At 41.7% G+C, this 25,010-nt stretch carries 18 protein-coding genes, 5 tRNA genes and 1 pseudogene; 2 read left to right on the top strand and 22 right to left on the bottom strand.

Going from position 1 to position 25,010, the window contains the following annotated elements:
• Window positions 1-10: 10 nt before the first annotated feature.
• Window positions 11-3,052: a TonB-dependent receptor gene (locus tag P4S61_RS13740; protein WP_337118457.1), complete on the top strand. Its 3,042-nt coding sequence runs from the start codon at window positions 11-13 to the stop codon at window positions 3,050-3,052.
• A gap of 94 nt (window positions 3,053-3,146) precedes the next feature.
• Here P4S61_RS13740 and P4S61_RS13735 read toward each other — a convergent pair whose 3' ends face one another.
• The 10 genes and pseudogenes from P4S61_RS13735 to P4S61_RS13690 form a co-directional block, all read right to left on the bottom strand.
• Window positions 3,147-3,671 carry a hypothetical protein gene (locus P4S61_RS13735; protein WP_182735262.1) on the bottom strand — a complete coding sequence of 175 codons (525 nt, stop codon included), beginning with the start codon at window positions 3,669-3,671 and terminating at the stop codon, window positions 3,147-3,149.
• A gap of 108 nt (window positions 3,672-3,779) precedes the next feature.
• Window positions 3,780-4,970 carry an exo-beta-N-acetylmuramidase NamZ family protein gene (locus tag P4S61_RS13730; RefSeq protein WP_337118456.1) on the bottom strand — a complete coding sequence of 397 codons (1,191 nt, stop codon included), beginning with the start codon at window positions 4,968-4,970 and terminating at the stop codon, window positions 3,780-3,782.
• A complete protein-coding gene (murQ, locus tag P4S61_RS13725; RefSeq protein WP_145240861.1) occupies window positions 4,971-5,906 on the bottom strand; it encodes an N-acetylmuramic acid 6-phosphate etherase in 936 nt (311 codons plus the stop codon).
• Window positions 5,903-6,808 (bottom strand): BadF/BadG/BcrA/BcrD ATPase family protein, encoded by a 906-nt coding sequence (locus P4S61_RS13720; RefSeq protein ID WP_337118455.1) that lies wholly within the window; start codon window positions 6,806-6,808, stop codon window positions 5,903-5,905. Before P4S61_RS13720 ends, murQ begins: the two co-directional genes overlap by 4 nt.
• Window positions 6,809-6,810: 2 nt before the next feature.
• Window positions 6,811-8,396, bottom strand: a pseudogene (locus P4S61_RS13715) (sodium:solute symporter).
• Between the two features lie 116 nt (window positions 8,397-8,512).
• Window positions 8,513-9,277 carry a L,D-transpeptidase family protein gene (locus P4S61_RS13710; RefSeq protein WP_145240855.1) on the bottom strand — a complete coding sequence of 255 codons (765 nt, stop codon included), beginning with the start codon at window positions 9,275-9,277 and terminating at the stop codon, window positions 8,513-8,515.
• Window positions 9,274-10,386 carry a dipeptide epimerase gene (locus P4S61_RS13705; protein WP_145240853.1) on the bottom strand — a complete coding sequence of 371 codons (1,113 nt, stop codon included), beginning with the start codon at window positions 10,384-10,386 and terminating at the stop codon, window positions 9,274-9,276. Before P4S61_RS13705 ends, P4S61_RS13710 begins: the two co-directional genes overlap by 4 nt.
• Before the next feature lie 9 nt (window positions 10,387-10,395).
• Window positions 10,396-11,778: an NlpC/P60 family protein gene (locus P4S61_RS13700; RefSeq protein WP_337118454.1), complete on the bottom strand. Its 1,383-nt coding sequence runs from the start codon at window positions 11,776-11,778 to the stop codon at window positions 10,396-10,398.
• Window positions 11,779-11,831: 53 nt separating this feature from the next.
• Window positions 11,832-12,224, bottom strand: a complete 393-nt coding sequence (locus P4S61_RS13695; protein ID WP_182759513.1) for a hypothetical protein — start codon at window positions 12,222-12,224, stop codon at window positions 11,832-11,834.
• A gap of 1 nt (window position 12,225) precedes the next feature.
• The gene (locus tag P4S61_RS13690) at window positions 12,226-13,170 is read right to left on the bottom strand and encodes a hypothetical protein (protein ID WP_337118453.1); all 945 of its coding nucleotides are present in this window, start codon (window positions 13,168-13,170) and stop codon (window positions 12,226-12,228) included.
• 148 nt (window positions 13,171-13,318) lie between these two features.
• On the opposite strand from P4S61_RS13690, the gene P4S61_RS13685 reads away from it, so the two are divergent.
• Window positions 13,319-15,334 carry a TonB-dependent receptor gene (locus P4S61_RS13685; RefSeq protein ID WP_337118452.1) on the top strand — a complete coding sequence of 672 codons (2,016 nt, stop codon included), beginning with the start codon at window positions 13,319-13,321 and terminating at the stop codon, window positions 15,332-15,334.
• Between the two features lie 158 nt (window positions 15,335-15,492).
• On the opposite strand, the gene P4S61_RS13680 is transcribed toward P4S61_RS13685, so the two are convergent.
• The 12 genes from P4S61_RS13680 to xerD all read right to left on the bottom strand — a co-directional run bounded on the left by P4S61_RS13680 (window position 15,493) and on the right by xerD (window position 24,934).
• Window positions 15,493-16,860, bottom strand: coding sequence for an alkaline phosphatase PhoX (locus P4S61_RS13680; RefSeq protein ID WP_182735270.1), 1,368 nt, complete (start codon window positions 16,858-16,860; stop codon window positions 15,493-15,495).
• A 324-nt stretch (window positions 16,861-17,184) separates the two neighbouring features.
• Window positions 17,185-17,261 (bottom strand) — tRNA-Arg (locus tag P4S61_RS13675).
• Window positions 17,262-17,395: 134 nt separating this feature from the next.
• Window positions 17,396-17,472 (bottom strand) — tRNA-Arg (locus P4S61_RS13670).
• An 80-nt stretch (window positions 17,473-17,552) separates the two neighbouring features.
• Window positions 17,553-17,629 (bottom strand) — tRNA-Arg (locus P4S61_RS13665).
• 152 nt (window positions 17,630-17,781) lie between these two features.
• A tRNA-Arg gene (locus P4S61_RS13660) sits at window positions 17,782-17,858 on the bottom strand.
• Between the two features lie 37 nt (window positions 17,859-17,895).
• Window positions 17,896-17,988: transfer RNA gene (locus tag P4S61_RS13655), tRNA-Ser, on the bottom strand.
• A 129-nt stretch (window positions 17,989-18,117) separates the two neighbouring features.
• Window positions 18,118-18,300 carry a hypothetical protein gene (locus P4S61_RS13650; protein ID WP_145240843.1) on the bottom strand — a complete coding sequence of 61 codons (183 nt, stop codon included), beginning with the start codon at window positions 18,298-18,300 and terminating at the stop codon, window positions 18,118-18,120.
• 274 nt (window positions 18,301-18,574) lie between these two features.
• Window positions 18,575-20,110 carry a lysine--tRNA ligase gene (lysS, locus tag P4S61_RS13645; protein WP_337118451.1) on the bottom strand — a complete coding sequence of 512 codons (1,536 nt, stop codon included), beginning with the start codon at window positions 20,108-20,110 and terminating at the stop codon, window positions 18,575-18,577.
• A 26-nt stretch (window positions 20,111-20,136) separates the two neighbouring features.
• A protein-coding gene (gene prfB / locus P4S61_RS13640) for a peptide chain release factor 2 (RefSeq protein ID WP_145240838.1) occupies window positions 20,137-21,235 on the bottom strand; the annotation gives its coding sequence in 2 pieces (ribosomal slippage) (window positions 20,137-21,159 and window positions 21,161-21,235; 1,098 coding nt in all).
• Between the two features lie 154 nt (window positions 21,236-21,389).
• Window positions 21,390-23,111 carry a single-stranded-DNA-specific exonuclease RecJ gene (gene recJ / locus P4S61_RS13635; RefSeq protein WP_182784557.1) on the bottom strand — a complete coding sequence of 574 codons (1,722 nt, stop codon included), beginning with the start codon at window positions 23,109-23,111 and terminating at the stop codon, window positions 21,390-21,392.
• Window positions 23,112-23,187: 76 nt separating this feature from the next.
• Window positions 23,188-23,916: a bifunctional protein-disulfide isomerase/oxidoreductase DsbC gene (gene dsbC, locus P4S61_RS13630; protein ID WP_145240834.1), complete on the bottom strand. Its 729-nt coding sequence runs from the start codon at window positions 23,914-23,916 to the stop codon at window positions 23,188-23,190.
• A gap of 64 nt (window positions 23,917-23,980) precedes the next feature.
• Window positions 23,981-24,934 (bottom strand): site-specific tyrosine recombinase XerD, encoded by a 954-nt coding sequence (gene xerD, locus P4S61_RS13625; protein WP_220491296.1) that lies wholly within the window; start codon window positions 24,932-24,934, stop codon window positions 23,981-23,983.
• Window positions 24,935-25,010: the final 76 nt, after the last annotated feature.

The raw sequence follows: 25,010 nt of genomic DNA, 5'->3' as shown, positions 1-25,010 counted from the left end.
GGGGAAAACAATGAAAAAACAGGTACCAACCTTCACTATAAGCTCGTTAGCGCAGGCCACACATCGCGCTCTGCGAGTGCCAAAAACTGCAATAACCACCGCTATAATAGCTGCCTCGCTAGCAAGTGCTCCTGCATTCGCGAATTTAAACGGTAGCATTAAAGGTAAGGTAAAAACCGAGCAAGCAAACCAACCACTAGCGGGTATTACCATTACTGCACGTAGTAACGTCATGCCAAAAGCGCGTACGGTGGTAACCCGTGAAGATGGCAGTTATGATCTCCCGCAACTAAAACCAGGCACTTATGAGCTGACCTTTGAAGACAGCAGCGGCGTTACACAAACAATAACTGTTGATGTACTGCTAGAGCAAACCTCAAGTGCTAATGTTGTTCTTGGCGGTAAAAAAGATAATGTTGAAGTAATTACAGTGACAGGCAGTAAACTATTTCGCCAAGGTAAATCAGCACTCACAAACTCATTAGGTGAAGAGGGAATTAATAATGTCCCTGTAGGTCAAGATTACCGAGACCTTTTAAAGCTTGTCCCTGGTATAGAACTTTCGGCAAATTCAACGTTGGGCCCATCAGCTGGTGGATCAGGTGTTGATAACTCATATGGCTTTGATGGTGTTAATGTGTCATTGCCGATGTATGGAAACTTAGCTTCAGAGCCATCAACACACGATGTTGCCTTTGTTACTATGGACAGAGGTGGTGCAAAAGCGGTTGGCTTTAACCGTTCTGGTGGCTTTTCAATTGACACAGTATCAAAATCTGGTACGGATGAGTTTCACGGTAATATAGAATACAAAATACAACCAAAAACCTTTGTTGCAACGCCAGTAGGTGAAGAGAGCTTTGAGCTTGATAAAAACTGGTTAACCGCAAGTTTAAGCGGTCCACTGATTGAAGATACATTATATTTTTATACCTCTTATTACCGTCCTGAAGAGACCAAAGCAAACAAAAACACAGCCTATGGCGAAGTAAAAGATTATGAGAGTATCCGCGACGAATACTTTGGTAAATTAACCTGGGCACCAACTGATGATATTTTGATAAATATCTCACAACGTACCTCAGATAAAGAAGTTAAAGGCGATTCGATTGGTGCTTACGAGATGGACACTGTATCTGTCGGCAGTAAAGCTGATCAAGATATCTTTACTTTAGATGGTTCATGGATCTTAGGATCAGCAACCACACTTTCGTTCCAATATAGTAAGTTTGAATTAGAAACAGGCTCACAACCTGATACACCATTGAGTGTAATCCCTTCTTTATCAAGCCAACTTGGTATTGATGACTTAGCTCAAATGGGTTATTTCTCTGTCCCAAGCTTAAGAAGTTATGACCCAGATGAAGGATTTAGCGAAGCACAAATCGCCGCATATAATGCTGGCGCAAATGCATTAATTAATACCTATGGCTATCTTGAAGACGCAGTGATGAAAGGCGGTGGTGGTGTTGGTGCATACGCAACTTATGACAATCAAAACTTTTATCGTGATTCCTTTGAAGTTAGTTTAGAACATGAACTTAGCTGGGGCGATGCATACCACATACTCCATTTTGGTGCAAAATGGGAAGAAGGCGAAGAGCAACTAACCAGACTCTCTAACGGTTGGGGTTCAATTGCATACATTGGTGGCTTAGTTGATGCTGATGCAAACACTGATGGTTTTGACCCTGCAAATGCTATCTACCGTGCTCGAGTCCAACAAATGAGTTTAGCAACTGCAGATGGCTCACCTGTATCAGGCATTAACTCTGAAACACGCAGCCTAAACTTTGAAATTAACGATACTATAGAATTGGGTGATTGGACTTATAACTTAGGATTATTGGTCAGCCAAGACACTTGGTATGGTCAAGGCTTAAAAGCTAAATCTGGTACTATTTCTGGCTATGAAGTTGCTCCTGGTCACAAGTACCAAATGTACCAAACCAACTGGAAAGATATGCTGCAACCTCGTTTAGGTGCAACATGGACTTATTCTGACGAAGATTCCGTATTTGCAAACTTTGCGATTTATAATCCTGAAGCGAGTTCATTATCTCGCGCAGCATCATGGGATCGAAACACTCGTGCCGAAATTGAGTTATTACTAGATGAAGCTGGTAATATTTTATCATCTTCACCTAGAAATGGTTCATCTGGTAAAGTATTCCAAGATGATATGAAACCACGTCGTATTAACGAATTTACTATCGGAACCACTAAGTATGTTGGTTCTGACTTAGTATTACGTGCCCATGTTCGTCACCGTAAAGGCATGCACTTTTGGGAGGATATGCCAAACAATGCGCGTCTAACTGATTACTCAGGTGTTGATGCCGAAGGTGTACCGCAACACATTGCAGATAAAGGCTTATATGTAGCTAACTTAGCTGATATTCGCGACGAAATTGGTGGTTCATCGTATGTAATTGCAGAGGTTGATGGCGGCGAAACCAAATACTGGGAAGCGAGTATTGAAGCCGAATACTTGGGTGAGAATAGCTACGTAAACGCTTCATATGTGTGGAGTCACTACTATGGCAACTTTGACCAAGATAACACCACAACAAGCAATGATGCGAATAACTTTATTGGTTCATCTTATTATGGTGATGGTCGCGGTCGTTACCCTTGGGATAATCGCTATGGCACACTCTCAGGTGATAAACCTCACCTGTTAAAAGTATACGGTTACTATACTCTTCCTTGGGAAGCTAACTTAGGGGCGTACTTCGTATTCCAATCAGGTAAAGCATGGGAAGCATGGGATGGAACAACATACGGATACCCTACAAGCCATATTAGCCGCTATGCAGAGTCTGCTGGTAGTCGTCGCACTGCTAGCCATTGGCAACTAGACTTAAACTATACGCAAGACTTTAAGTTCTCTGGTGATATGGAACTACAATTTCGTGCTGATCTCTTCAACGTATTTAATCGTCAAACAGGTTATAACAAAAACCCGTATGTACTTGAAGAGAAATTTGGTGAATCGCGTAGCTACTACAATCCACGTAGCTTGCAGTTATCAGTTAACTTTAAGTTTTAATCTTATGGATTAAAGTAAGCGCTTAATGGGCGCTTATTTCCCCATCCATGGTAAGGCCACAATTGTGGCCTTTTTTATTGCAAAAATACGTGTATTACTGCATAAATCGCTGTTCGTCGCTAATTTCACATTGTGCTATTTCTATTGGTTGATTACTTCTATCAACCAGCCAACATTCGTCATAAATAGAGCAATAGCACAGCTCGATTGCAATCTGTTCATCCATTTTAAGAATTTCTGTTAAATAAGCCTTATCTTTTATGGAAACCGCACTAAAATTCGCTTGACTTGGTAGAATACGTGTACCGATATGTGATTGAACTAAGTTCGTTGCAGCTATAAAATCAGACCATTTCTTAATGGGCTTCTCATTATAGATTACTTTGACATATTTAATAATTGCCGGACCTGTGCCGTTATTCATTATACCGTAACTAAATAGCTCATCCTTAGGTGAAAAACTCCTATACAACTCAACTCTCGGCCAAACCGAAGCCCTTGCATAAGAGCGATCAATCATCGTTGAGTAAATACCTATTATTGTTGTAACAACGCTTATCAATAACGCTGAAAAAGCAACTATCATTTCCGGCTTTTTATACCAAATGTCTTTTTTCATTATTATTCCTTTAAATTTTATTTATAGAACATACAGTTGAACTTTTCTAAGCGCAATAAAAAAACGCAGCCTAAGCTGCGTTTTAAAGGTTTATAAATGAAAATAGTCTTATTGATATAACAAATATGCTGCGCGTTGCTGTTTAAAGCGAGCTAGATCTTGTTGCCAGCTTTGTTTGATTTGCTGCTCTGTTTGGCCGGCTTCGATAGCTAAGCGCAGCTTATCAGTGCCTGCAAGTTTATCCATAAAGCCAGCACGTTCAAAGAACGTTTGCTCTTTTTGCATTAAAGTTTTATAGGCTGTAATAAATAAACTTAAATCTAGTCCTTTGATTGTACTGTCCCGTAAATCAAGACCTTGCACCTCTATCCCTTTAAATTTAGGGTTCATTGATGCTCCCTCAATAGCGCGCGGAGTAAAACTAAACTCCCCTAACGCAATCGGTGAATAACCTATCACTTGAAATGGAAAGTCTGTACCACGGCCAATTGTAATTGGTGTTGCTTCAAAAAAGCATAATGATGGATACAACGCAATTGACTGATCATTTGGTAAATTAGGGCTTGGCTGAACAGGTAAACTATACGTCATATCGCGGCTATAATGCGCCACAGGCACAACCGTCAAGTTTAGTGACGAAGCTTTATTTATCCACCCTTCACCTTTGATCATTTTTGCCAGCTCGCCCACTGTCATACCATGTAATACAGGAATTTCATGCATGCCAACGAAAGACTGAAATTTTAAATCTAAAACTGGCCCATCAACATAAGCAATATTCGGGTTTGGCCTATCAAGTACAATAAAATCAATGTTATTCTCAGCAGCAGCTTCCATCATGTAATGCATTGAGCTGATATAAGTGTAAAAACGCACACCAACATCTTGAATATCAAAAATAATTACGTCTAATTCGCTTAATACAGTGGTATCTGGCTTTTTATTACTGCCGTAAATAGACACCACATCAATACCGGTCTTTGCATCCACCGTACTTTTTACATGCGCGCCGGCATCGTGGTCGCCACGAAAACCATGTTCAGGGGCAAATATTTTAGTAACATTCACGCCTTTATCACGCAGTAAGTCGACTATATGGGTGTCATTAACTTGTGAAGTTTGATTAACGACTAAGCCAACTCGTTTGCCCTCAAGTTGTGGTAGGTACTGCTGATATTGTAAAGCGCCAACACTTAAATTTACTTGCGGTGTATCAGTTAAGATTGCATCGTCAGTGCTGTTGTGGGCGCATGCGCTCAAAATTAGGCATTGTAATATAACCAATAATCTAATTAACATTTATAGTTCCACCGCTTTTCGTAAAAAACCATCCGCTTGGGTTAACATTTGCTCAGCTTGGGCGGCATCTTTGCCTGTTAAGATGATTAAAATAGCCAATTTAGCACTTTGTTTTGCTTGGGCAAGCGCATCGACTCCTTGCTGATGAGTGCAATCGGTTGCTTGCATTACGATGCGGATCGCACGAGCATGCAGCTTTTCATTGCTGGCATTCACATCAACCATCAAGTTTTTATAGACTTTACCGGTGCGGATCATACTGGCTGTGCTGAGCATATTTAATACTAACTTTTGTGCAGTACCCGATTTCATACGTGTTGAACCAGTTACCGCTTCAGCGCCAACTACCGGGCAAATGCCAATATCAGGTAGTTTCATTACCGCGGAGTTAGGATTACAGGTTACTCCAACGGTGATACATCCTATTGATTTTGCATACTCAATGGCTGCTCGCACATAAGGTGTACGGCCACTAGCGGCAATCCCTACCACGACATCTTTAGCCTGTAGATTAACCGCTTTAAGATCTTCTACGCCTAATTTTAAGCTATCTTCGGCACCTTCAACTGCTTTTTTAAAAGCCGTTTCGCCACCCGCAATTATTCCCATTACTTGTTGATCGCTGACACTGTAAGTTGGCGCGCATTCCACAGCATCTAAAATACCTAAGCGACCACTGGTGCCGGCACCAATATAAATTAAACGACCGCCTTGCTTAAATGCCGTTACAATATGATCGACCGCTTTGGCTATCTCTGGGATCACTAACTTTACAGCAGCGGCAACTTTTTGATCTTCCAAATTTATTTTGGTTAAAATTTCGCGACTATCGAGTAAATCTATATCCAACGTATCTAAGTTTTGTCCTTCTGACACAATCCCGTTCAGCTCTTCTAAAAGTGCACGCTGCTGATTAAAATTAGACTCAGGGCTCATTGTGTAATCCTTGTGTATTCAATTTGTTTAATGCGGTCGCTGGCTAAAATCACCGCACCGGCTAACGAATCCCCTTGACGGGGAGATAAATTCAGTTGTGTATTTTCATTTAATAATGCAATGGTTACGTCCGCTAAACCGCCAATAATTATGACTGGTAACTGGCTCTGACCACGACATTTTTTAATCAATCTCTCGACTTGTCGAACATGCTCACTAAGCACCGTATCGGCTATTATACACTGTGTTTTTAAACTAAAGATTAAAGGACTAAAACGCGCATAATCTAACGCTTTGGCCTTCATTAACCAACTTGATATTTGTTCTCGCTCACGGCCAACTTGTTCACTCAGCTGTTGCGTTAGCAGGCTTTTAGGTTGCTCAAAGCGGTCTATTTCATCTAACAAGCATTGCACAGCACTTAACCCTAAGCGCGCACCACCGCCAAAATCATCAACCGAAAAACCCCAGCCGCCAATTAATTTTGTTTCTCCATCAGCGGATAATCTTGCTGCTACAGCGCCCGTTCCTAACGCTAACATTGCAACTGGCTGACCTAGATTTGCACCATATAATGAGGTGATTGCATCACTTACAATACTCAATTGCGCAAATTTAATATCACAGTCTAGCTGTAAGCTTGCAGTTACTCGCTCAGCCAACACTTTAGACGAGCCGCCCGCAAGTCCCATTACCGCCAAAATTTGGCTATGCTTAGCGCCACTTTGTGCACATACGCTAGTGATCACTTGCTGTAAACTAGTAAGCGCCGTATTAAGATCGTTATAAACTGAGGCTGCACCAGCCTGCGCAGTAAATTCTTCAGCGCTATATAAATTCACTAATTTCGCCAGCGTTTTGGTGCCCCCGCCATCAATAGCCAGTATATAGTCAATGTTCATGCCTATTGGGCTCCTACAGCTGACTGGCCGCGCTGGGCAAGTTGAGGTTTACCTAAACAACACACTAAAGTCGACAACGCAGTACCAATACATAACTGCCAAGTAAAGCCTAAATAGAAGCGATCTGCTGCCGGCAATAACCAATCAATCATGTATGGTTGCATGAATAAAGTGATCATAAAGCCGACAATTAACGCCGCCAATACTGAGCCTTCACTGCCACGTTTAGTAAATAGTGTTGTAAAATACACGCCCAGTAAACCACTGTACGAAAACACCATGACACTCAGCGCAAACTTAAGAAGCGGCATATCACTGTATTGCTGCCAGAAATAACAAACTATGGCCATTAATGCTAATGATAGGCTCACAACCGCCATGCCAATACGCCCAGCTTTAACAAAATGGTTATCGGCAACTTGCTTATTTTTAGCTGCTAAATAAGGTCGATATAAATCTTGTACAATGACCGACGACATCGAACTTAAACCGGAGTTTAATGTTGAAATGGCCGCGGCAATGATACCGACGCTAACTAAACCTTTAACACCAGCAGGGGCCTCATTAAGTACGTAGTACATAAAAATAGTGATTTTTTCACCATTAAATTCTTGTACGACTTGCGCACCGTCACTGTTCATTAATGCTGGCTGTTGATAAACGATATAAAGTAATAAACCAATAAAGATAAATACCAACATCACGGGAATAACCATCACGATAGAAAGTAGTAATGCTTTACTGCCTTCTTTGTCACTCTTACACGTCAGTAGACGCTGTGTCATATCTTGATCAAGACCAAAGGCGGCAATGTTAAGTAATACAAAGCCGGTTAATACCGACGCCATATTGAACACCCCACTTGGGCCAAAATCTAAATCAAATTTGAAAATTGCCAGCTTTGAATCAGCACCAGGGTTGGCTCATTTAAGGTTGCTAAAATAGTTGAAAAATCAGCGGGGATCAGTACCAACAAACACCAGATAACGGCAATCGCAGCACTGACATATACGACACTTTGCAGCACATCAGAATAAATTACACTGCGAATACCACCAAATACGGTATACAACAAACCCGCAAGTGCTAATAGCAAAGTCGCTATAATCACACTTTCTGCGGCTATATTACCGTATAAAATCATCGCTACTGCAATCGCGGCCATATATAGACGTGCGCCACTGGCGAACACTCGGCCAAATAAATACATTAAGCCGCTGCGGCGTTTAGCTTTTGGCCCTATGCGCTTTTCAAGCAGTTCATAAACGGTGTACACTTTTTGTTGATAAAACTTAGGGATCAGAAAAATAGAAACAATAAATGCAGCTATGAATGCGCCAATGTTCGTCGCTAAATACGATAAATCACCTTGATAACCCTGATCAGGTCCACCAATAAAAGTGGCAGCAGACTGTGAAGTAGCTAATACCGAAATAGCCACCATCCAGGTCGGCATACTATTACCGCCTAAAAAGAAGTCTTTACTTGAGTTGGCGCGCTTACGGTTAAACCACCAACCACTGAGTAATAAAATTGCTCCGTAGCTTGCGAATACGAGCCAATCTAGCAAGGTGTATTGTGCACTCATTTATTATCCCAATTTCAAACCAATCAATGGAATATATTATTCCATTAAATTAATAAAAAGAAAACAATTTTATTATTTACTTTGTAAAGCCACGTGATCGCGTGGCTGTACACGTATTATTTAATCGCTGGTAACTTCCAAAGCAATTGTTTTTGTTGATATTGTTCGCTAGGTAAGCTCACTAACAATGGTTTTTTCTGTTCATCTAACCAAGCTAACAAGGTATCCATATTCTGCTCAGTCATTGCAGTACAACCGGCAGTTGGTTTATTTTCTGCGCGCCATAAATGCATAAAGATACAACTGCCTGCACCATCAACATTTTGACTATTGTGCTTAACCACTAAGCCTTTTTTGTAAAGGTTATCTTGGCTGTAAATATCACGGCGCATCCACTCTGACGAGTCTTTGACAGCAGCCTCTCCTACCACTGACTTATTAACTAGCTGGTTATAAAATGGCGAACCTTTGACATCAACACAATAGTCGTCAGCAGTCATGCCTTGATAGGTCATATTGGTTTTTAATGAATCTAAATAACCAAACGCGGTGCCGAGTTCAAAAATACCAGCGGGAGCTTTACCATCGCCTTCTTGTTTTTGTTCGCCCGCTTGAGCTGGGTGTAAACCAATACCCCACGCAAGACCGGTGCGCCCAAGTACCACACTGTGACCTTGGCCTTGTTGTTGCCATTGTCCTGCAACACGCTCAAATCGATACAATTGTGCGGCAATGGCTTGCCAATCATCTGCAACCACCACCACTAACTGTTGGCTTTGCTGTGGGATAACTGCAGCACTTGCAGCTGCTGATGTACTTGCACTATTTGCACAGCCGCTGAGGGCTGCTGTGGTGATTAATGTTATTATTATTTTTTTCATAACGGCCAAATTCCATCGTTTATCGGTTGTAATGTGTCGATACTTTTAATCCCCAAGCCAGGACCATCACTTAACGTGATCGCTGGGCCATTAAATTCCACACCGCCTTGCACCGGATCATATTGGCCAAGCGCTGGACCGTCTAAGTCTATTTTACTGATCTGCTGGGCTTTTGCAGACGCTAAATGCGCTGCACCTGCAACGGCAATACTGCCTTCTAACATGCAACCGATCATACAATCAGCTTGATACTGTGCAGTAATATTGGCAATTTCAATAGCACGACTTAAGCCACCCGTTTTCATGACTTTGATGTTGATAATATCAACAGCATTTTGCTCTAATAATTGAATTACTTGCTTGGGCGAAAAGGCACTTTCGTCAGCCATGATCGGCGTATTTACCCGCTCAGTAATATACTTTAAACCTTTAAAATCATCACTTTTCACTGGCTGTTCAACAAGTTCTAATTCAACATTGTGGCTTTCTAATTGCTGTAAAGCAAACACCGTTTGTTTAGCATTCCAGCCCTGATTTACATCCAAACGAATTTGCGTTTGCTGGCCAAAACCTTGATAAATCGCCTTCACTCGTTCGATATCTTGCTGTAAATCATTGCCAATTTTTACTTTTAAAATATCAAAACCTTGCGCTACAGCCACAGCACAATCACTGAGCATTTTATCAATATTATCAACGCTAATAGTGATATCAGTTCGTAATGTTTGACTACCACCGCCGAGCAATTTATACAGCGGCGCTTGATATAATTTACCCCACAAGTCATAAACAGCCAGCTCGAGTGCGGCTTTAGCGCTGTAATTTGCCACCACACTTGATTGGATCACTTGGCAAATTTGATTGAGGTTTTCGATTTCCATACCAATTAGTTTTGGCGCTATAAATTGTTTAATAACGCTAAGGATACTTTGGTGAGTATCACCGGTTATTACTGGCGTAGATGCCGCAGCACCATAGCCAATTTCGCCTTTATCGGTTTCAATTAACACCACTAAGTCTTCAATATAGCTCACTTCACGCAGCGCTGTTTTGAACGGCGTAACTAATGGCACTTTAAGTTTGGCAAAACGTATCGCCGTAATCTTCATTTTTAACTCCTAGCGAATACGCTTAATATTATAAGTACGGTCTAAATAGCTCTGAGTTTGCGATAAACGCAGTGGCAATAAAGGCGTTACCGATACCCCATTAAGTGAACTTGAATAAAAACTACCATCAGCCTTGTTATAACCCAACCCTTTAACATCATGGATCACATACGGTTGACCGTCTTGTTCACCTAAGTACATCATTACATGGCCTGGTATATAAATTAAATCGCCCACTTGCATGTTATTAACTACCGCTAATTTATCGCTTTCATTGCTGGTTTTATCAAAACGGTGATTTGTTCCATACTCTCCCTTCCCCTGCTGACCTGAATTACGCGGCATTAATAGACCAAATGATTTATATATTTCGCCAACAAAACCAGTGCAGTCACGGCCATTATAGTCGTGTCCCCAACCGTAGCGTTCGCCTAAAAATTTAAACCCTTGTTTTATTAAATGCTGTTGGGTGTAAGGTAAATACCCTAAATGCACATCACTGCTGCGACTGATCAAGGCAGGCTTAATAACTAACTGACCTTGTTCCCCGCGGGTTGGCAGTTGCACAACATAATTAGCGTAGGTGTTTTGGCCATTTAATAAATGAGGGGTTTTATCTGCCAGCATTAAAGGCAGACGAACGCCCATGTCCAATTGCACTTGCGATGTAGTGGTATCATTAGGCACGTAAGCGGTATTTACTTTTGCGCCAGTTATCAATAAAAAGTCATCGTTATTTTTAAATTCACGAAGTGTGCTTTTATTCGATATCGCAATATCAGCTTTGGGCGCCCATGCTAGATAGTTATAAGCGCGCACAAGTAACCATTTCTTATCGGCACTTTCATGCAATATAGCCACTGTGTCACCAGGGAATAATCCGCTTTCTTGAAAACGATCTAAGTCATTATCTAAGCCACTATTTAATACTCGGTCCGACGTTGGAAAAGTACGCAGGACTGAGCGCTTTACCACCATGGCATAACTAACTTGATTATTATCTGTCACAGCGTCTAAATTCAAATTGGCTAGATATTTTGCAAAATGCTTATTACTTAATGCCACGCCATTAGGGTAAAAACGCGGGCTTTTTGGTACCGCACTAATACTGAGTATATATGCCTTTAACTGCTCACGAGTTAGCTGAGAGGCAAAATCGAGTGGATCGACAATATGTTCATTGTCAGCAATCAATTGTTTATTAAATGCCGCAATTTGCGCTGCACTCATCAGAGTTTTATCTGTCACTTGGCTTAACCAGTGCTGCGGGGTTAATTGAGATTGAGTGACCCCGATGACATCTGATTGCCACGTGTTAGCCGCCGCAATGACGGGTGCCATGGTAATAATACTTGCTAATGAAATACTCAGGGCGATAAATGTATGTCGCATTCGTAGGTTCCCTATTATCAATTTGCTTGGTAAGTCGTGCTGTGTGCTACTTATTATTGCTTTTGCGGTATCAGTAACTGTTTAAATGCATGCGTAAAATTCGCCTGCATTTTTAAGCCAACCACGGCTAAATTTTTTTCACTTGCACCTGGCACACTATTTTGTGCCGCTAAGGTAAATTCGCGTCCACCTTGAATAAACGGTAAGTAAACATGAGCCAACATGACAGTTTCTGTGGTTGAGCGTGTTTCGCTTGGACCCCAACCTATTTTTTGCCAAACTCGCCATTGCCCCTGCGTTAACTCGTCTAAAATTTGTTTTGCTGGGCGAGTATCGTCTGGTGCAAGCGCTTGCGCTAAAGAGTCAGTGATCATTTGACTGAGCCCTTGCATCATACCACCCACTTTAGCGGTTTTATCCGTATTGCCGGTGCCATTAAATAGCACATCAATGTCTTGTGCTTGTAGTAAAGGCTGCTGAGTTAAGGGCTCTCGAGTGTGGCTTTGCTAAACGTTTTAACCACTCAGCTTGAGCCAAAGTTGTCATGGCTTTATTACCAGATAAACCACAGCCATCACACCGGTAGTCTAAATAAGCAGGATCATCGGTATTAACAGTAAAATAAGCGATATTGCTAGCAATAACATCACTATCAGTACTTTGCCAACGAATCGTGCTAGGAGTAAAAATCTCTGTAGCATAAGCACCTTTAAACATAATGCGAGAATCATTAAGCTTTAGCCAATTATCTGCAAATAAATTACTTAAATAATCACGCCCAGCAACATTAATAAAGTAGCTCGCTATTGCATTAGAGTTTCCATCAGCGCTGCCAAAATGCTCGTAGCTATTAATACTAGTGATCAAATCAGCAACATTGCTATCACCTATTAGCGCATCTGCACCAAGCTCTGGGTTTATTTGCCGTACTTTTGCAATTGCACCGCTAAAAGCTTGAATTTTAGATGAACTCCATGGCTCATATAAATCATTCTGGGTACCATTTGCTAAATAACGATACGCCAGGTGGTTACCTTGCTGTTGGTAATCAATTACTAATAACTTACCCTGCGATGTCGGAATATCAAAATAGTGCCAATCTGCTGCCACGCGTTGCTGCCATCCTAACTGACTGTAATTAACCTGCGCCGCCGTTTTATAGTGCGATTGCGCAACACGATTAGCAACTAAATGCGCCTGCATAGGAATATTTGTTAAATCAGCCGGTAAGACAGGCGCAGCCAACATCACCTGTTGATAGAACTTCTCATGTTGCTCTTGTAACGATGCAACAGTCTCTTGCTGTGGCTGACTCTGACAGCCAAAAAGCCCAGTTACTAAGCTCACACTGAAAACATTCAGCCCCGCTTTTTTCAGTTTCATTACAATCAAAATTAAATTCCTTATGATTTTTATTTTTGGAATATTTTATTGAAAATAACATATTTTCCACAGCAAGCAAATATTTGCATCCGATTAACATCGTAAAACGTAATTGTATTAAATATAAACATTTCGACCTATTTATAAGGAAATGATAATGCGCACTTTTTTAATTCTATCTGGTAGCTTACTTTGCTCTACCAATGTACTTGCAAACATTGAAGAAATTACCATATACGGACACCGCACGGGACTTATTGGTGAGGCTATTAGTGCATCAAGTGGCGTAATTGGCCAAGGTGAAATAGAAAACCGTCCAATGTTACGTAGCGCAGAAATGCTAGAACTGATCCCAGGTATGGCCGTCACTCAGCACAGCGGCTCAGGTAAAGCTAATCAATATTTTATTCGCGGTTTTAATCTCGATCATGGTACTGACTTTGCCACCAGCATTGATGGTATGCCAATTAATATGCGCAGCCATGGGCATGGTCAAGGCTACACCGACCTTAACTTTATTATTCCTGAAACAATTTCGACTATAGATTATCAAAAAGGTGCGTATGGCGCCGCTCAAGGTGACTTTTCGACCGCTGGCAGTGCTGAATTTAATCTAGCTGATAATCCAAAACATCAACAACTTGACTTTACAATTGGCAAAGACAATTACCAACGCGTGATGGCATTAGGCTCGATTGGAATTGCTAACGGGAAAATAATTATTGCCAGTGAGTGGCAAGGTTATGATGGCCCTTGGCAAGATATCAATGAAGATGTAGATAAAAAAAATGCCCTAGTACGCTATGTAGGTAAAGCATGGGATGGCGATTTATCTGTCACGGCAATGGCTTATGACAACAGCTGGAATTCCGCAGATCAAATTCCACAACGGGCTGTAGACCAAGGTATTATCAGTGCGCTAGGTTCACTCGATACGACCGTAGGCGGCAGCTCTAGTCGCTATAGTTTATCGGCAAACTGGCAAGGCCAGCACATTAAAGCCAATGCCTATGTGATCAACTACGACATGGACTTGTTTTCTAACTTCTCTTACTTTTTAAATGATCCTATTCATGGCGATCAGTTCCAACAAGTCGATAGCCGGACAATTAGTGGTGGCGCACTGAGTTATCAATTTGCTGATACTCTTGCAGATATGCTAATCCAGCATACAGCTGGTATGGAATATCGCCGCGATGATATTGATCAAGTTGGTTTATACAATACCAAGCAGCGCCAACGCTTAAGTACTGTGCGTGAAGATGCTGTAGACGAAGCCAGCTACTCAGCCTATTGGCAATCACAAGTAAATTTAAGCCAAGCACTCGAAGCAACATTTGGCGTGCGTTATGATTACTTTGACGCAGATGTTGATAGCAATAACAGTATTAATTCAGGCAGTGCAGATGATGATTTGGTTAGCTTTAAAGCCAGCTTAAATTACCTGTTTAATGACAACCTAGCCGGTTATGCCAACTGGGGGCAGTCGTATCATTCAAATGATGCGCGTGGAGCGACCATTAAACAAGCTCCTGTGACACTTGAGTCTGCTGATAAGGTTGATTTACTGGTGCAAAGCAATGGCGCAGAGCTGGGTTTACGCTACTTTGATCAACAACGGTTTAATTTATCAGCGGCATTATGGTGGCTAAGCTTAGATTCTGAATTATTATTTGTGGGTGATGCGGGTAACACTGAAGCCAGTGATGCATCAAAACGTTACGGTTTAGAGCTCAGTGCGTATTATTGGCTTAATGATGCCTTGAGTTTAGACGCCGAGGCCTCATTTACACATTCACGCTTAGATATCGATTCAAATGACGATCGAATTGAAGGCGCAGTGCCTGTGGTTGCCAGTACTGGCATTAATTGGCATATTACCCAGCAGTGGCAGTCTTCACTGCGCGTACGCCACATTGGCAAACGTATACTCAGTAGTGATGGCGATAAACGCTCAGAGCCGCTTACAGTCGTAAATGGTTTAGTAAGTTATCAACAAACGCATTGGAAAGTGGGCCTTGAGCTATTAAATATATTTGATAGTACGGATCACGATATTGACTACTTTTACACGTCACGCTTAGCTGGCGAACCTATTGAAGGCGTTGAAGATCATCACTTCCACCCGATTGAGCCGCGTACCCTGCGCCTAAACTTCAGCCTGTTATTTTAGTTTGGTTATTGTTACTAATAATTGAGCTAAACACTTTGCTGATCCGGTTTATACTTTAAGGTATGAAGCGGATCAGCAAGGCTGCATTTTAAATTAACTCACTTAGCACTACTAAATAGCCATAGTGCACTTGTATATAAGCATTAAATAATCACCAGTTAGCCTTTAAAACTCTGCCATGGTCCTGTGATCGCTAATGTTTTTGTTGGTGAATACACATTAACAAATAAGGTGTTGCCATCAGCAGAAAAACAAGCTCCCGCCAACTCGGTTTGCGCTGTTAAGCGGGCAAAATTATATACATCACCACTAGGTGTTACGCCACGTAAATGGTTATCAACCACGTCGGTATACTGATCTTCACAAACGATCAAGTGCCCGTTAGGTGCAACAGTGAGATTATCACCAAAGTTAAATAACGACTTATCTGTGCTTTCTACAAATAGTTGAACGTGTCCTGGAGCTAGATGCTCTTTATCTGTTCCTTCAAATGCTGATGGTTGATACTTCATCACTTGACCAAGCTGCTTTTGACCACCATTAGTGCAACAAAAATAAAGTTCTTTTTCACCCCAATGTATCCCTTCACCACGAGCGAAAAGTGCAGCGCCTTGTTTGTGACCGCGTATTCTTAAATCGTCTTTTGGACTTTCAGGTTGCGCCAAATCAACCCATTCAACGGCCATATTGTGTTGTAAAGGCATGACCCCTGTAACCCAATTACGAGTATCAAACTGTGGCTGTGCTTTAATCATCATAGCTTGAAGTTTACCGCCTTTACTCAACTTACCGTATTCATTAGGAATAAAACGATAAAATAAACTATCGCCTTTATCTTCTGTCAGATAAACAATACCGGTTGTTGGATCAACAGCTGCTGCTTCGTGGTTAAACCGCCCCATTGCCTTGAGAGGCTCAGGGTTTACTAGTCCTTTAGCGTTGGCTGGTATCTCAAAAATATAGCCGTGATCTTTATTAAAGCCATCCGCTTTAGTCAGAACAGTCTCTTCGCAAGTAAGCCAACTACCCCATGGGGTAATACCACCTGCACAATTGCGGATCGTGCCAGTGAGTGACAAATATTCTTGCTCTTTTTTACCGGTTTTTAAATTATAAATAATATGACTTGTGCCTCCTGGCAAAGCAACACCTTGCGCAGTAGTGTCATAAGCAAATGACGTTTTATGCGTTTGTAAGCTAACATCTGCTTTTGCTAAATCAGTTGGTTTTAATTCATGGTTTCTGACTAATGCAACCCGCTCATCATCAAGGGCAATACAGCCCATACCATCGGCTTTATCTGGCACTGTAAAGCCATCATCCATTTTATCACCCAGTTTTGATAGAACTTGATAGCTAAACCCTGCTGGTAAATCGAGTAACTTGTTAGGATCAGTCACTAACGGACCATAGGCACTTAAATGCTCACTCACGTCAAGAAATGGTACTTTGCCAAAAGTACTACGAGAAAGCCCCATAAAAGCGAGTGTACCGGCACTAATAATAAATTGTCTTCTAGAGATCATCGTAAAACTCATAATGAGATAAAATAACAGGCATATAATAAATGAAATTATCCTATAAAAACGGCCTCCATAAAAAGTTCATACAATTGTCATATCTCAAAGCAAACCTCATTGACACTTGATCTATTAAATTTCAGGCATAAAAAAACCGACTCTCGTCGGTTATCTTCTATTAACTTTAATAGTAATAGAAAGTGGTGAGCGCAGGACGTATCTTCAAAGAGTGAACCTCTGACCGATCGGTTGGTGGTTTATACTTTTAAGTATGAGGCAAATTTCAGGCATAAAAAAACCGACTCTCGTCGGTTACCTTTAAATAGAAAGTGGTGGGCGCAGGAGGATTCGAACCTCCGACCGCTCGGTTCGTAGCCGAGTACTCTATCCAGCTGAGCTATGCGCCCACATTCTATTTTGATTTTAAAGTCTTACTTTGACTGACGCATTAAGCTAATTAATAACAAAGCTTAGTACGAATTTTAAAAATAAAAAAACCGACCATGTGTCGGGCTCTTTATAAATTAACACTAATAGAAAGTGGTGGGCGCAGGAGGATTCGAACCTCCGACCGCTCGGTTCGTAGCCGAGTACTCTATCCAGCTGAGCTATGCGCCCACATTCTATTTTGATTTTAATGTCTTCTCTGACATATTAGTATGCAATAACTAATATAACTCTCAGTAGTAAATAAAAAGTGGTGGGCGCAGGAGGATTCGAACCTCCGACCGCTCGGTTCGTAGCCGAGTACTCTATCCAGCTGAGCTATGCGCCCACTTTTTTATACTCTAATTCGAGTTTCTTACTAATAAGTAAAAGATGGTGGGCGCAGGACGTATCTTCAAAGAGTGAACCTCCGACCGCTTGATTTACTAAACCAATCACTTTTACTTGCTTATTTAAACTCTAAGCAGAGTGTGTAAAGGATGGTGGGCGCAGGAGGATTCGAACCTCCGACCGCTCGGTTCGTAGCCGAGTACTCTATCCAGCTGAGCTATGCGCCCATTCTTTACTTTACAAGATAACCATTTATAAAATAAATGGCGGAGAAGGAGGGATTCGAACCCTCGATAGAGCTACAAACCCTATACTCCCTTAGCAGGGGAGCGCCTTCGGCCACTCGGCCACCTCTCCGTCTTGTGGGGCGTATAATAAAGATTTCAGAAAATATGTCAAACACTTTTCTTGTTTAAAGTAACTGTATGGTTAGAGAACACCCATAACAGCCAAAAAAGAGTCAACTTTGTTTAATCGTTAATCAAATTAAGAGGTTTTAATATCAGCGGATACACCGAGAACAGGCACTAATTCGTCAGTTAATTGTTCGAGATATTGATCTTGGTAGCCTAATTGCTGAAATTCAGCAATACATGCTCGATAATAGGTTTCTCGTTGTAATTCAATACTGAGTACTTCAGAGGGTGAATCAGGTTTATTATCTTTCATATAAAATCCGTTTATATAAGTCCTTTAGATTGACGTGAGTTTAAAAAACCATGCTTTATGCTGTTTTTTCAGTCAATAGTTTAGCTAAACTTAGAAATAATGCTCGTTCATTTTGATGATTTTATATAATTAATTTTTATTTTCACATAATTCAATACGTTAAAATTAAAATTTTATTATTGCCAGTATAATTTCCATTGGCGGGACCCGCTACAGACACAAAAACGCCGCTATTAAAGCGGCGTTTATAATATCAACTTAATCTAACATAGCATTAGTCAGCTTGTGGGCGCATATGCGGGAACAAGATAACATCTTTAATTGTTGATGAGTCAGTAAATAGCATCACTAAACGGTCGATACCAATCCCCTCACCTGCCGTAGGCGGAAGGCCATACTCTAGCGCGCGAATGTAATCTTCGTCGTAGTGCATTGCTTCATCATCGCCGGCGTCTTTTTCTTCCACTTGGCGAGTAAAGCGCTCGGCTTGATCTTGTGCATCATTAAGCTCAGAGAAACCATTTGCAAGCTCACGGCCACCAACAAAGAATTCAAAACGGTCAGTAACAAATGGGTTTTCATCGTTACGACGAGCAAGTGGTGATACTTCCCACGGGTAACCGGTGATGAAAGTCGGTTGAATAAGCATGTGCTCTGCTGTTTCTTCAAAGATTTCACATAAGAACTTACCTGGGCCCCACACACAATTTTCAGGAATTTTAACGTGCACTTGCTTTGCGTACGCTTTTAATTCGTCAAAGTGATTTTCTGGATCATTGAATACTGCAGCATCAAACTCAGGATTATATTTTAAAATCGCATCCGCCATACTTAAACGGGTAAACGGTTGGCCAAAGTCATACTCTACTGAGTCAACCACTTCGCCGTTCTCGTTTTTAGTCGTATTAACAACGATTGGGCTGCCCAATACGTTAGTCGCAACAGTACGCAACATGTCTTCGGTGATGTTCATCAGGTCGATGTAATCAGCGTAGGCTTGGTAGAATTCAATCATAGTGAATTCTGGGTTGTGACGCGTTGATAACCCTTCGTTACGGAAGTTACGGTTAATTTCAAATACGCGGTCAAAACCACCTACCACTAAACGTTTTAAGTAAAGCTCTGGTGCAATACGTAAGTACATATCGATATCAAGTGCATTGTGATGAGTCACGAATGGACGCGCAGATGCACCACCAGGGATAACCTGTAGCATTGGCGTTTCAACTTCCATAAAGTCACGATCTGCTAAGAAGCGACGAATACCTTCAACTACTTGTGAACGAATACGGAACGTTTCACGGGTTGCTTCATTAGTGATCAAATCAACATAACGTTGGCGGTATTTAGTTTCTTGATCAGATAAGCCATGGAATTTTTCAGGAAGTGGACGTAGTGACTTAGTCAGTAATTGATACTCTGTCATTTCTACGTATAAATCGCCTTTACCTGATTTATTAAGCGCGCCTTTAACACCAATGATATCGCCGGTGTCTAATTGACCGTATTTTTCTTTCAAATCTTTTTGGACATCTTTTGATGCATACGCTTGCACACGACCTTTCATGTCTTGAATTACAAAGAATGGTCCGCGTTTAGCTAGGATACGACCCGCGATAGACACAACGTGGTTAAACTCTACTAATTCTTCTTTACTCTTATCACCAAACTCGGCCTGTAAGTCTGCCGTGTAATGCTCACGACGGAATTGATTTGGATGACCGTTAGCAGGGCAATTGGCGCGAATAGCGTCTAATTTGCCACGACGCTCAGCGATTAACTTATTTTCGTCTTGGATTTGATCAGTCATTTTTTAGCTCTTTTTTAGCTTGGTGGTTATAGGCCAGATTTTAAGCTGGCTTCAATAAATTTATCTAAATTGCCGTCAAGTACCGATTGGGTATTACGGTTTTCAACGCCGGTACGTAAATCTTTAATGCGCGCATCATCAAGTACGTATGAACGTATTTGACTGCCCCAGCCGATGTCAGATTTGGCATCTTCTTGGGTTTGCTTTTCAGCATTTTGCTGCTGTAGCTCAAGCTCAAATAACTTCGCTTTTAACTGCTTCATCGCTTGTGCTTTATTTTTATGTTGAGAGCGTTCGTTCTGACACTGCACTACCGTATTTGTCGGTACGTGGGTAATACGTACCGCAGATTCTGTGGTATTTACGTGCTGACCACCCGCGCCTGATGCACGGTATACGTCGATACGTAAATCAGCCGGATTAATATCAATCTCAATATTATCGTCAACTTCTGGATAAACAAATGCAGAAGCAAACGAGGTATGACGACGGCCACTTGAATCAAATGGGCTTTTACGTACTAAACGATGAACCCCAGTTTCTGTACGTAACCAGCCATACGCGTATTCACCAACAAAGCGCACGGTTGCGCCTTTAATACCGGCAACATCACCGTCAGTGGCCTCTACCAGTTCAACTTTAAAGCCTTTGGCTTCACCCCAGCGTAAATACATGCGTAATAACATGTTACACCAGTCTTGAGCTTCTGTACCGCCTGAGCCTGATTGTAAATCAAGGTAAGCATCATTTGCGTCATGTGCGCCAGAGAACATGCGACGAAATTCTAAACCTTCAAGCTGTTCGTTTAGGTCTGTCAGTTCGCTTTGTGCTTCATTGAAGGTCTCTTCATCTTCTGCTTCAACTGCAAGTTCAAGCAACCCTTCAACATCGTCAGTACCAGTTACTAGATTATCGATAGTTTCAACAACCGCTTCTAATGCTGACTTTTCACGACCTAGTGCTTGTGCTCGCTCGGGCTCATTCCATACGGCTGAATCTTCAAGTTCGGCGTTAACTTCTTCTAAACGTTCTTGTTTAAGAGCGTAGTCAAAGGTACCCCCGAAGCAGTTCAGTACGTTCGCGAATTTCCTTGATTTGATTAATCACAGGATTCACTTCAAACATGTACATTACTCCAAAATGGCTGGTTTACGCGGCTAATCGCCAGGTAAAATTATGCTAATAATTATTTAAATTTCGCTTTAAATAATAAAACGCCCGATTTTAACAAAAAACCGTGCGTTTTATTAGTACTTTATGCATCGATAATAGATATTTTTTAAGCTACTTTTTGCAGCTCACGGACAATTAACTGTAATGAAAATTTACCTCTAAACTCATTGATATCGAGCTGATAGGCCAATTTCACCAAGCGCGCTTCAGTATCAGGCCACTCGCGCACATCAATACCGAAGGCAATAGCATCAACCAAACGCCCTGAACGGTGTTTTAATACCAGCTTTAAGTGCTTTTCACCAACAATGCGCTGCTGTACGAGTTCAAAAGTGTGTTCAAACACGGGTTCTGGAAATTGCTGCCCCCATGGCCCTGCTTGTTTGAGTACATTTGCAAACTCCATGCTAAAGCAGTCATCAGCAAGCTCGCCATCGGTTAAGATAATACAGCGTTTATGCTCTTCACTTAACTGCCCACTTACCGCCTGCTCAAACTCACGTTTAAACTCACTAAAGTGCTGCTCATTAATGCTCAGACCGGCCGCCATAGCATGACCACCAAATTTACTGATCAAATGTGGATGCAAGGTATTTAAGCGCTCAAGCAAGTCACGCATGTGCAAGCCTTCAATCGAGCGGCAAGAGCCCTTTATTTCACCGTTGTCGCCACCAGCAAAAATTACTGTTGGGCGGTGGTATTTCTCTTTTAAACGTCCCGCTAAAATACCGATCACACCTTGATGCCAGTCTTCTTGATATAAACAGATAGCATCAGGTGTTTGTTCATCGCTAAAAGCAAGCCTATCTAGCACGGCTTGTGCTTCAAGTTGCATGCCCTGCTCTATCTCTCGACGCTCATGGTTTAAACTATCCAGCTCAGCGGCTATGCGTCGCGCTTGATTGATATCAGTAGCAAGTAAGCAAGCTATGCCTAAACTCATATCATCTAAACGCCCAGCGGCATTTAAGCGTGGTGCAAGCGAAAAACCAAAATCACTGGCGCTTAAACGCGCTGCGTTACGATTAGCGACCTCAATCAGCGCTGTAATACCTGGGCGTGTTTTGCCGCTACGAATTCGCGCTAGACCTTGGTGAACTAAGGTGCGATTATTGGCATCCAGTGCCACCACATCAGCAACCGTACCTAGCGCTACAATATCAAGCAGATCGGCTAAGTTAGGCGGTGGTTGCTGCGCAAAATGACCAACATCACGCAATGCACTTCTAAGCGCAATCAATAAATAAAATGCAACCCCGACTCCTGCGATTGATTTTGATGGAAACTCACAATCATGGCGATTAGGGTTAACGATAGCGTCAGCATTGGGTAGTTGTTCGCCTTGCAAGTGATGATCGGTAACCAGCACTTTAATGCCCGCGGCTTTTACAATTGCGATGCCAGCAATACAGGAAATACCATTATCAACAGTGATCACCAGATCTGGTGCCATAGTGACTATTTGCTCGGCCAACGCGGGACTTAAACCATAGCCTAAGCTGAATCTGTCTGGCACTAAATAGTCTAAATGAGCAAAACCAAACATCGCTAAGCCTTGCATTAAGGTAGCGGTGCTGGTTGCGCCATCGGCATCAAAATCACCCACGATCAGCACTTTACTTTGCGCTCGCAGAGCATGTTGAAGTAAAGCGGTGGCTTTATCTATGTCTTTAAATAATTTGAAGTCATGTAAAGTGGCTGCGCTATTATTTAGCTCATCGGCATGATTAACTTGGCGGCTGGCATAAATTTGTTTAATAACAGGGTGCAAATGGCTTGGCAGGTGTGAATCATCATGATGATCACGAGCAACAATTAATTTTTTCATGCAGGCGCGGTACTTTTAGATTAAGGAATAAAGACAAAAAAAGGCCTTAACGGCCTTTTTTATAAAAAGCATAATACTATGACGATTTATTAGCGTCTAACGCAGCAGCTAATGCGGCCGCAGGCTGATAACCTGGGATCATCGTACCATCTTCTAAAATAATTGCTGGTGTACCGCTAATGCCAAAACTTTGGCCAAGCTGATAATGTTCTGCAACTGGGGCATGACAACCGGCCATTACTTTTGTATCAGCGCCCGATTTTGCTGCTGTCATTGCTTCTTGTTGATCTTTAGCACACCAAACATTCATTAGATCTGCATAGCCTGAGCCTTGTAAACCACCACGTGGAAACGCTAAATACTTAACGGTAATACCCGCTTCAAGTAAATCATCAAGCTCGCGGTGTAACTTACGGCAATAACCACAGCTAATATCAGTAAACACAGTTATGCTATGTTTCTCATTTTTAGCTTTGTAAACAATCATTGAGTCTTCGTATTGCGCTAGGCCTTCTTTACGAACGCCATTAAGCGCTTGCTCGGTTAGATTGTTACGGTTATTTAAATCAATCAAGGTGCCTTGCATTAAGTATTGACCATCTGCGCTTGCATACAGCACGCCTTTATCAGTGATCAACTCTTTTAAACCGGCCACTGGGCTTGGGCTAATTTGCTTAACAGTAACACCTAGCTCTGCAAACTTAGTCACGATTGGATCGTTGGCATCAGGAATGGCTGCAACGCCATTGGCAAACGCACTTATACTGGTGCCTAATATCGCACCGGCTAATACTAACTTTTTCATAATGTTCTCTTATATCCTGATAATTCTTAACTACTCAGACCGCCGAAGTACGAAAAAATTCTCACTAAGCGCGCGGATGATGTTGTTGATGTACCAATTTTAACCGTTCATTAGCTACATGGGTATAAATTTGTGTGGTTGATAAATCACTATGCCCTAACATCATCTGTACAACCCTTAGGTCAGCACCATGATTTAGTAAGTGTGTTGCGAACGCATGGCGCAACGTATGGGGCGATAAAGGCGATTCAACTGCTGCCAAAATAGCATAGTGTTTAATACGATGCCAAAAAGTTTGTCGAGTCATACCGACTCCACGCTTTGACGGAAACACAAAATCAGTGGCATGTTTGATCATTTGCGCGCGCCCCACTTTTAAAAATTGCTCGAGCCAATACATAGCCTCTTCGCCAAGCGGCACCAAACGCTCTTTATTACCTTTACCTTTAACAAACACCACTGCTTGGCGCAAATTAATTTGTTCAATACGCAACCCAACTAACTCGCTAACCCGTAAACCCGTTGCATATAATAGCTCTAACATAGCTTTGTCGCGCAAGCCCATCGGCTCTTCAACATTAGGCGCCGCCAAAAGTGCTTCTACTTCATTTTCTGACAACGTTTTCGGCAATGATAGGCCCGCTTTAGGCTGAGCAATATTTACCATTGGCGAATCAGTAATGTGTTTTTCACGTACAAAGTATTGGTAAAAGCGCTTTAACGCGCTAATACTGCGCGCCGTACTGCGAGGCTTTAAACCTAAATCAACACGATGCGCTAAATAGCTTTCAATATCTTGGCCACTGACGGTGAGCAAATCTTGACCTTTTAAAAAGTGGCAAAATTTATCCAAGTCGCTGCGATACGCAGATAAAGTGTTATCGCTTACGTGTTGTTCTAAATAGAGGTTATCTAAAAAAGATTCAAGATAATCACTATTACCGAGTAGTTCGTCGTGATCTGTAATGGCTGAGTCTAATGACTCATGATCAGGTAACGTGGTCACAGTTATTCTCATAGTTATCAAGGTATCAATTAATAATACCTTACGGTAAACTTCAGCCTATCATATCAGGCAAATACACAGTGATAAA

It is taken from the genome of Pseudoalteromonas sp. B160 (assembly GCF_037162485.1).
GTDB classification, from domain to species: Bacteria; Pseudomonadota; Gammaproteobacteria; order Enterobacterales; family Alteromonadaceae; genus Pseudoalteromonas; species Pseudoalteromonas rhizosphaerae.
The sequence above is the reverse complement of the archived record's forward strand: the minus strand, read 5'-3'. Positions and strand labels throughout refer to the sequence as shown.

Coding starts and splice junctions, on each gene's coding strand:
- P4S61_RS13740 (WP_337118457.1), top strand. CDS start 11: ATGAAAAAACAGGTACCAACCTTCACTATAAGCTCGTTAGCGCAGGCC.
- P4S61_RS13735 (WP_182735262.1), bottom strand. CDS start 3,671: ATGAAAAAAGACATTTGGTATAAAAAGCCGGAAATGATAGTTGCTTTT.
- P4S61_RS13730 (WP_337118456.1), bottom strand. CDS start 4,970: ATGTTAATTAGATTATTGGTTATATTACAATGCCTAATTTTGAGCGCA.
- murQ (WP_145240861.1), bottom strand. CDS start 5,906: ATGAGCCCTGAGTCTAATTTTAATCAGCAGCGTGCACTTTTAGAAGAG.
- P4S61_RS13720 (WP_337118455.1), bottom strand. CDS start 6,808: ATGAACATTGACTATATACTGGCTATTGATGGCGGGGGCACCAAAACG.
- P4S61_RS13710 (WP_145240855.1), bottom strand. CDS start 9,277: ATGAAAAAAATAATAATAACATTAATCACCACAGCAGCCCTCAGCGGC.
- P4S61_RS13705 (WP_145240853.1), bottom strand. CDS start 10,386: ATGAAGATTACGGCGATACGTTTTGCCAAACTTAAAGTGCCATTAGTT.
- P4S61_RS13700 (WP_337118454.1), bottom strand. CDS start 11,778: ATGCGACATACATTTATCGCCCTGAGTATTTCATTAGCAAGTATTATT.
- P4S61_RS13685 (WP_337118452.1), top strand. CDS start 13,319: ATGCGCACTTTTTTAATTCTATCTGGTAGCTTACTTTGCTCTACCAAT.
- P4S61_RS13680 (WP_182735270.1), bottom strand. CDS start 16,860: ATGATCTCTAGAAGACAATTTATTATTAGTGCCGGTACACTCGCTTTT.
- P4S61_RS13650 (WP_145240843.1), bottom strand. CDS start 18,300: ATGAAAGATAATAAACCTGATTCACCCTCTGAAGTACTCAGTATTGAA.
- lysS (WP_337118451.1), bottom strand. CDS start 20,110: ATGACTGATCAAATCCAAGACGAAAATAAGTTAATCGCTGAGCGTCGT.
- recJ (WP_182784557.1), bottom strand. CDS start 23,111: ATGAAAAAATTAATTGTTGCTCGTGATCATCATGATGATTCACACCTG.
- dsbC (WP_145240834.1), bottom strand. CDS start 23,916: ATGAAAAAGTTAGTATTAGCCGGTGCGATATTAGGCACCAGTATAAGT.
- xerD (WP_220491296.1), bottom strand. CDS start 24,934: ATGAGAATAACTGTGACCACGTTACCTGATCATGAGTCATTAGACTCA.